The 7,625-nt window shown below is 44.3% G+C and carries 7 protein-coding genes and 2 riboswitches; of the genes, 4 read left to right on the top strand and 3 right to left on the bottom strand.

The window, feature by feature from the left end; genetic code table 11:
* Positions 1-306: 306 nt before the first annotated feature.
* Both gcvH and gcvT read right to left on the bottom strand, forming a co-directional pair.
* A complete protein-coding gene (gene gcvH / locus L0J61_RS07605) occupies positions 307-687 on the bottom strand; it encodes a glycine cleavage system protein GcvH (protein ID WP_301465788.1) in 381 nt (126 codons plus the stop codon).
* Between the two features lie 70 nt (positions 688-757).
* Positions 758-1,927 carry a glycine cleavage system aminomethyltransferase GcvT gene (gene gcvT / locus L0J61_RS07600; RefSeq protein WP_301465787.1) on the bottom strand — a complete coding sequence of 390 codons (1,170 nt, stop codon included), beginning with the start codon at positions 1,925-1,927 and terminating at the stop codon, positions 758-760.
* Positions 1,928-2,090: 163 nt separating this feature from the next.
* Positions 2,091-2,245, bottom strand: a riboswitch (glycine riboswitch).
* A 53-nt stretch (positions 2,246-2,298) separates the two neighbouring features.
* Positions 2,299-2,438, bottom strand: a riboswitch (glycine riboswitch).
* 308 nt (positions 2,439-2,746) lie between these two features.
* On the opposite strand from gcvT, the gene L0J61_RS07595 reads away from it, so the two are divergent.
* The 4 genes from L0J61_RS07595 (at position 2,747) to L0J61_RS07580 (ending at position 6,624) form a co-directional block, all read left to right on the top strand.
* Positions 2,747-3,067 (top strand): YcgL domain-containing protein, encoded by a 321-nt coding sequence (locus L0J61_RS07595; RefSeq protein ID WP_301465785.1) that lies wholly within the window; start codon positions 2,747-2,749, stop codon positions 3,065-3,067.
* 265 nt (positions 3,068-3,332) lie between these two features.
* Entirely contained in the window at positions 3,333-4,013 is a 681-nt protein-coding gene (locus tag L0J61_RS07590) for a hypothetical protein (RefSeq protein WP_301465783.1), read from the top strand.
* A 392-nt stretch (positions 4,014-4,405) separates the two neighbouring features.
* Complete coding sequence (locus tag L0J61_RS07585; protein WP_301465782.1) at positions 4,406-5,272, top strand: MoxR family ATPase; 867 nt, start codon at positions 4,406-4,408, stop codon at positions 5,270-5,272.
* A gap of 128 nt (positions 5,273-5,400) precedes the next feature.
* A complete protein-coding gene (locus tag L0J61_RS07580) occupies positions 5,401-6,624 on the top strand; it encodes a VWA domain-containing protein (RefSeq protein ID WP_301465781.1) in 1,224 nt (407 codons plus the stop codon).
* A 65-nt stretch (positions 6,625-6,689) separates the two neighbouring features.
* On the opposite strand, the gene L0J61_RS07575 is transcribed toward L0J61_RS07580, so the two are convergent.
* Positions 6,690-7,499, bottom strand: coding sequence for a phosphodiester glycosidase family protein (locus tag L0J61_RS07575; RefSeq protein WP_301465780.1), 810 nt, complete (start codon positions 7,497-7,499; stop codon positions 6,690-6,692).
* Between the last annotated feature and the right edge of the window lie 126 nt (positions 7,500-7,625).

The raw sequence follows: 7,625 nt of genomic DNA, 5'->3' as shown, positions 1-7,625 counted from the left end.
CTGTAATACTGTCTTACAAGTGATAAGCACAAGTGTTTCAGAATCAAGTATTTCAGAACGGTGGCGCAACACGTATTAAGCGATGAGTTCCTAAAAACCACTGCTTCAAAAGTAACGGTTTAGCAAGTAAAGGGCACAGATACTAGCCACTGCCAGTATCTGCGAGCTTGCTTGTTTCATACATCAGGATGTTCCCTCAGAGGGTCTAAAACCAACCCTCTTGAGACTCAGCTGAGTCAAGGTTACGACTGAATTTGCATACAGATACTTTCTGAGTATGACAAATACAGCGCGTTGAGTTGATTGTTACAGCTCGTTTTCGTACTCATCTGCGGTCATCAAGGCTTCGTACTCAGCGATATTGTCAGGCTTCACTCTAAAAAACCAACCTTCGCCATACGGGTCAGAGTTGATGATTTCTGGATCGTCTTCTAGCGCTTCATTGACTTCGACCACTTCACCAGAGATAGGTGCATAAACATCAGAAGCTGCCTTTACTGATTCAACCACTGAAATCTCGTCATCTACAGCAATGATGTCGCCGACATCTGGCAGCTCAACAAACACCACGTCACCCAATAGGTCTTGCGCATGGTCAGTGATGCCAACAGTGATAGTGCCGTCATCTTCTAGACGTAGCCACTCATGGCTTGCGATATATTTTAGTTCTGCTGGGATGTTGCTCATGGTTTTTCTCCAAAATCAAAAGAAGTGGTTGATAAAAAAAGGGCACTAATAATAGGGTTAATGGTAGTTATCAGTCAAATTGCTTCTTGCCATTGCGGACAAATGGTAGCTTGAGTACGCGCACATCGACAAACTTACCTTTGCCACGCAGGTCAACTTGGACACTATCTTCTTCAGATAAGCTGGCAGGTACACGGGCAATCGCAATGGAGTTTTTTAGGCTAGGGGAGAAAGTACCACTGGTAATGACACCTATTTTCTCATTATCCGAGCCCTGATTGATGGTGACGGTCATACCTTCACGCAATACGCCGCGAGAGGTCAATAATAGACCCACTTGTTTCATGGCGGTGTTGTCTTCTTTGGACTGTTTGCGTTTGCTGACCAAGGCTTCACGACCGACAAAATCACGCTCGTCTTTTAGAGCCAGCGTCCAGCCCATGTTGCATTCGTATGGGCTGATGGTTTCATCCATATCATGGCCGTAAAGGTTCATACCAGCTTCCATGCGCAAGGTATCACGAGCGCCTAGCCCTGCAGGCTGTACGCCATTGGCTTTCAATTGCTCGAAGAATGCTGGGGCATCATCGCCATGCATGATGACTTCGACACCGTCTTCACCGGTATATCCAGTACGGGCGACAAACCAATCTGTGCCTTCGATGTCCGTTAAGTCAGCACCAACGAATGGCTTGAGTGCTGCTAGGGTATCTGCCCAGCTAGGTTTGGTTTGCGCCAGTTTCTCTATAGCGTTCGGTCCTTGGACAGCAAGCATGGCAAGTTCTGGACGCTCAGTGATGGTGATGTCAAAGCTGTCGGCGACTTTATGAAACTGGGCGAGGTCTTTATCGTGAGTGGCGGCATTAGAAACGATACGGTATTGAGTTTCTTCAGCGTTCATTAGATAGACGATCAAATCATCGATTACACCGCCTTGCTCGTTTAGCATGCCAGAGTATAGCGCTTTGCCAGTGGTTTTTAATTTATTGACGTCGTTGGCGAGCAGTTTTTGTAGCCATGCCTTGGTATCAGCACCTACAATATCGGTAACGACCATGTGCGAGACATCAAACATGCCAGCATCAGTACGTACTGCTTCGTGCTCTTCGATTTGTGAGCCATAATTGATGGGTAATTCCCAACCAGAAAAATTGACCAATTTGCCATTGCTGTCGACGTGAGATTGGTAGAGGGGGGTGCGCTGCGGAGCTGAGGTGTTGGTATTTTGAGTATCGGTCATAACAAATCCTTATGTGTGCATCAGTGGTGCTCGATAAAGATATCAGAGCAGATGTACATTGTCATAGTAGCGAGAAGCAATATTGCGGGGTGCAAGCATTGCAACCGAAGGTAATAGTAAAATAAAGCCATCAGCCAAACAGACGTTGAACGTCGGTTTAAGCAAAGCCCTATCTGTCCTGTGACCTGAGATTTTCAACACGAATCAGCGTCATTATGTCTTAAAGCCGAGGCTTTTAAACAATAGCGAGATGTCGTATTTTCTCCCCTTCGGTGGGTAAAACGTCGTCCGTCCTTACCGCTCTCCAGATTTGTTATGCCTTATGTTTGGCTGTGCTACTCGATTGATGGCAGACAGTAAACAGTCTTGGCATATATTTTTCAGTCCTTTTACCTGAGCGATTGGCAGGGTGGATGCGCCTTCGGTGGTGCTGTGGCAATGCAAATATCGTGTTACCAATTCTGGTGCTATACGATACTTATGCTCGCAGACTCTCTCCTGAAAAAACGCTTTTATTATGAAAGGTTAAAGGCGCTTTTACAAGTCATTGGCAGTATTAAAGTGGATTATTGTGCCAAAAACACTTTTTTTAGCTGATAATCGAGGAAAACACAGAAGATTGTTAGCCTATAGCGCTTGATGAGATATTTGTTCTCTGAGGTTTTTTTGCATGAAGTGATAATTCCGCACTGTGCTAGTTCGGCACTTCGATAAACAGTGTGGAATTATCAAGGTTTACCATACCAAAACGTAAAGCCACTACTGATATTTATCTGAAATATGCTAACCTATGGCGATAATTTTCGATAGGTTGTTTTTATGCATTGCGATATTTATAAGTTCCCTAAACACGATGATATGTATATTTACATTGCGCGTCCTGATTATCCTGATGATACCGATGAAATTAAAGATTGGCTTGGGGTATTGCCAAAGGACTTTCGTGCAGGGTTAGGGCGTAGCAAGTTTGTTATGCATTTGGACTTGGGTAGCACGGCAACGCTTGCTCGTGTCGATAAAGCAGAAGTGCTAGAAAAACTCAACTCGCAAGGATACTTTGTGCAGTTGCCACCTCAAGATGTCATGCGCCGCCAAGCGGAGCTGCGTGCACTTGAATCGCAGGACAGCATCTACGATTAGTGGTTTTACGTTTTGGCGAAGGAAATGTTAAAGACACCAGAAGACAAGCCAGAACATAAAACTGTCAGAGGACAAAAACATAACTAAGCTAAGCTAAGCAGTGGGCAGCATGCACTTTGTTATGAAGTCGTGATAAACTAATGTCTAATAAGTGCGCACGTCAAATATGTATTTTGTCCTATTTTAGTACGGCAAAACGTACCCTATACCGTCTGGCACATAATATAGCGTGTCGTCGGTGCTAAACTCAGGTAATTAAAAACGCATGGACTGGTTCAGAAATATCTTATATAGCTTACCGCTAGAAGCCATCAGCGAGATTTTAGGCGAGATAGCTATTTGGTGGGCGCAGTTGGTAAAAGACATACCACCTGCCGACCTGCCTATGTATGCCTATCTTGGTGGGACGCTCATTGTATTGGTGCTATGGTTGTTGGTCGCACGTATGATGCCACGTCCGTTAGGCGGCATGAGTTGGATGCTATTGTTTGCTGTCTTGCTGGCACCAAGTAATGCTCTCGATGACCCCGGCACGATTGCCCCCGCTAGTATTGCTGTGGTGTATGCCATCTTGATGAAAGATTTCTCTGGCGCAATCGCAAATATGGTCCCCATTATGGTGGTGCTCGTCGTGGGGCTGTTTGTTGGGTTTATATGGCAGCTCATACGCAGCGCGTTTGAGTCTAGCCTAGATAAAGCCCGCAGTCACACTGCTGAAGATGCGAAGGCGACGGCAGAGCTGACCACCGGTAATTATCTAGCAAAAGATGAAAGTATCAAAGGTCAAGCGAGTCAAGATCTGCATAAACAGCCTGCTAACACTCAACCTACCGACGATCAACTATTGAGAAAAACACCTGAGTCTGCTAAACCTGAAACAGACACTGATGTGAAAAAAGACAGTATCTTAGTTAAAAATTCTGATGGGGATAAAGCTGATAGGTAGCAAGCCTGTGCTATAGATTTCAGAGTTTATATTTACTTGCGCTTATGCTTAATTCAATTATCCACGCTTCATTCAAAAAAGACACCAAGCGTGTCTTTTTTTTGTGGGCAAACCATTTATAGATCACGGTATTCAGCCATGCAGTTGTAATCCATGATGTTTGCAGGATAGTTTGTTTGTTGGCAACTGCGAACGCATGAGTATTTTGGCAATCTTTCAGGCTGTGCTACTCTAATTTGCAAATAAACACCTGGTTTTTAAAATGAGGACACGGCCTAAGTAACACGATTAGCGCTTGTTTTATGCTATTCAATTATATGCTGTTCGATTATATGTTAGTGCTTTAACCTTCATTAGCTAATTTATCTATAACAATAACTGAGACTTGATTTATGACGACCACAAATAAGAATGCGAAAACCGCTTTTACTGGTACGCAAAGTTATATCGCTACCGACGATTTACAGTTGGCTGTCAATGCAGCCATGACATTACAAAAGCCGCTGCTGATTAAGGGTGAGCCTGGTACTGGTAAGACGTTACTGGCTGAGGAAGTAGCAGAAAGTTTGGGTATGCCGCTGATTACATGGCATGTCAAATCGACTACGAAGGCTGAGCAGGGGCTTTATGAGTACGATGCGGTATCGCGTTTGCGTGATTCGCAGTTGGGTGATGACAAGGTGTATGAAATTGGCAATTATATTAAGCCAGGTAAGTTGTGGGATGCTTTTACCAGCACTGAGCGTACTGTGTTACTGATTGATGAAATCGATAAGGCTGATATTGAGTTCCCGAATGATCTGCTACATGAGCTTGATAAAATGTCATTTTACGTCTATGAAACAGGCGAGACTATCACTGCAGAGCAACGTCCAGTGGTCATTATCACGTCTAATAATGAAAAAGAGCTGCCAGATGCTTTTTTACGCCGTTGCTTTTTTCATTATATTGACTTCCCCGAGGAAGAAACCATGCGCCAAATCATCGAGGTGCATTTTCCCAACATCCAAGAAAAACTGGTTAATGACGCACTGGATATCTTTTATAAGCTACGCGGTATTCAAGGGCTTAAAAAGCCACCTTCAACGTCAGAGTTAGTAGATTGGCTGACGTTGCTGTTGGCTGATGATATGGCACAAAACGAGCTAGAGGAAAACTTACGTGGCGAAAAGTCAATTCCGCCGTTGTATGGTGCGTTACTGAAAAATGAAGCCGATGTGAATTTATTGCAGCGTTTTGCCAATATAATGCGGCGTTGAGGGTAAGGATCGCCCGTGATTTTATGATCAAAGCCTATACGATTTTTACATCGTAGCTTCTATATCTTAGCTCTTATACCGTAGCTTTTAAACCTTAATCATCTCAGCCAATAAGTGACGCGACTCTTATGTTTATCAAGCTATTCTACACCTTAAGAACTTACGGCGTGCCGGTCAGCACACGTGAGCTACTCGACTTAAATGCCGCGTTAGATCAAGGGCTGATGATGCAGCCACATCCTGAAAACCCTGAGTTATCCACCTTTGCCAGTCGTGAAGATATGTATCGGCTAATACGCTTGTGCATGGTCAAAGATGAGCGCCATTTTGATAAATTTGACCGAGCCATGGCAGATTATTTTGAAGGTATAGATAGTCTCGATATGGATGAATTATTGTCCAAATTAACAGACGTACCGAAAGAATGGCTTGATTTGAAGCTCGATCCAAAAAACCTGACCGAAGAGCAGCGGCGACTGCTGAAAAAGTATGGCTCGCTTGAGGAGTTGATGAAAGCACTTGAAGAGCGTCTCAAAGAGCAAAAAGAACGTCATCAAGGTGGTAGTAAATGGGTCGGTACGGGCGGAACCTCACCGTTTGGTGCTTATGGCGATCACCCAGAAGGAGTACGTGTCGGTGGTGAGTCACGTAAGCGCAGTGCGGCTAAGGTCTGGGAACAGCGTAAATATCGCAATCTAGATGATGATACGCAGCTGGGCACGCGCCAAATTCAAATGGCACTACGTAATCTTCGCCAATTTGCTCGAACGGGCAGTGCGGATGAGTTAGATATTCATGAGACCATTAAGCGTACGGCAAAAAAAGGCATGCTAGATATCCATATGCAGGCTGAGCGTCGCAATCGTGTCAAAGTTCTGATGTTATTTGATGTTGGCGGTAGTATGGATATTCATGTCGAAGCACTGGAAAAGTTATTTTCGGCAGCAAAGAACGAATTTAAAACCTTAGAGTTCTTTTATTTTCATAACTGTCTTTATGACTATGTGTGGAAAGACAATAATCGTCGACACAGCGCGCCCACCCCCACTTTTGAGCTGCTGAATACTTATGGTCGTGAGTATCGCGTTATATTTGTGGGAGATGCTTCAATGTCGCCTTATGAGCTGTTTTCGGTGGGCGGTAGCGTAGAGTATATGAACAATGAGGCAGGCGTGGTGTGGCTAAAACGAGTGCTCGAACACTTTGATAAAGTGGCTTGGCTCAATCCCGAAAATTCAGCATACTGGCAATATACTCAGACCATCGGTGAAATAAAAAAATTGTTTGAGCATAAAATGTATCCTATGACGCTTCATGGTGTCGAAGAGATGACCGACTATATGGCGAGGTGATTTCAATACACTTTTGGCGTTTACTAACATCATTAGCCATTAGCCATATAGTTGAGGTGGGTGTCTTAGTTGTCGTTCTCAATCACAGCAATCATGACACCCATCTCTTTTTTATCCTGCTTATCAATACTAGGTGCATACAAGGCTGATGCAATACCACCGTCCAAAAATAATGCATTAGGACAGCCTAGTTCGTCTTTGAATAGCGTAGCAAATTCATGAAAATTCACAGGCTGTTCGCTGTTGACAAACTGTATGCTGCCATCGCTACAAACACCAGCGCCATTACGCATTTTCAATGAAGTGCTTTCCGGATTGAACTGTGGATGTATCTCGTCGTCAATGACCAGCATTGGACCGGATTGGGTTGCATACCATGGTTGTACGGCATCATCGTTAATCTGCTCGTTTAAGGCATGGCTTTCGGTAACCTGCACATTGCCAGACTCATCCCACCACAGTACGCCGTTGGGCAATAGATGGAAATTGCCGCCACCTTCTTTAAGGTTTAAGGAGCGTACTTCTTCACCCTCAATGACGGTATAGCCAATCGGTGCATAGTCCTCATTGTACATCCCTGCATTCATGGCAAAGCTCAGCGTATTTTCGGCCGGCAATGTCGCCATTAAATTATCAAAAGTCAGCAACGGCTGATCGCTGCCTGTCTGCTGCCAGAATAACTGTAATGAGTAACGTCCATCTGTCAGCGCGTCTGCATTAATGCGACAAGCGCTGTAAGAGAAAGGTGTGTCTCGGGACTGGCAAGACCAGTTTTCTGTGTCGTTGCTGCTCGCATCAGTATTCACGGGTTGGCAAGCACTGACGCAGAGTAGGGCGACTGTCGGTAAACAAGTAGTACGAGTGAAACTTGGCATTAATTATGGTCTTTTTTAATAAAAAAATACTAGCGCTAAAGATATGAGCTATGCTGAAGAAACCGTAGAGATAAACTTGGTAAACTAAGCACAATTATAGGAGTTTACCATGACCAAGAAATTAAG

The organism is Psychrobacter sp. (assembly GCF_030457785.1).
GTDB lineage: Bacteria > Pseudomonadota > Gammaproteobacteria > Pseudomonadales > Moraxellaceae > Psychrobacter.
Note: the sequence above shows the minus strand (reverse complement) of the source record. Positions and strands in the feature narration are given on the sequence as shown.

Excerpts from the sequence above, each read along its gene's own strand:
- gcvH (WP_301465788.1), bottom strand. The coding sequence starts at position 687 with ATGAGCAACATCCCAGCAGAACTAAAATATATCGCAAGCCATGAGTGG.
- gcvT (WP_301465787.1), bottom strand. The coding sequence starts at position 1,927 with ATGACCGATACTCAAAATACCAACACCTCAGCTCCGCAGCGCACCCCC.
- L0J61_RS07595 (WP_301465785.1), top strand. The coding sequence starts at position 2,747 with ATGCATTGCGATATTTATAAGTTCCCTAAACACGATGATATGTATATT.
- L0J61_RS07590 (WP_301465783.1), top strand. The coding sequence starts at position 3,333 with ATGGACTGGTTCAGAAATATCTTATATAGCTTACCGCTAGAAGCCATC.
- L0J61_RS07585 (WP_301465782.1), top strand. The coding sequence starts at position 4,406 with ATGACGACCACAAATAAGAATGCGAAAACCGCTTTTACTGGTACGCAA.
- L0J61_RS07580 (WP_301465781.1), top strand. The coding sequence starts at position 5,401 with ATGTTTATCAAGCTATTCTACACCTTAAGAACTTACGGCGTGCCGGTC.
- L0J61_RS07575 (WP_301465780.1), bottom strand. The coding sequence starts at position 7,499 with ATGCCAAGTTTCACTCGTACTACTTGTTTACCGACAGTCGCCCTACTC.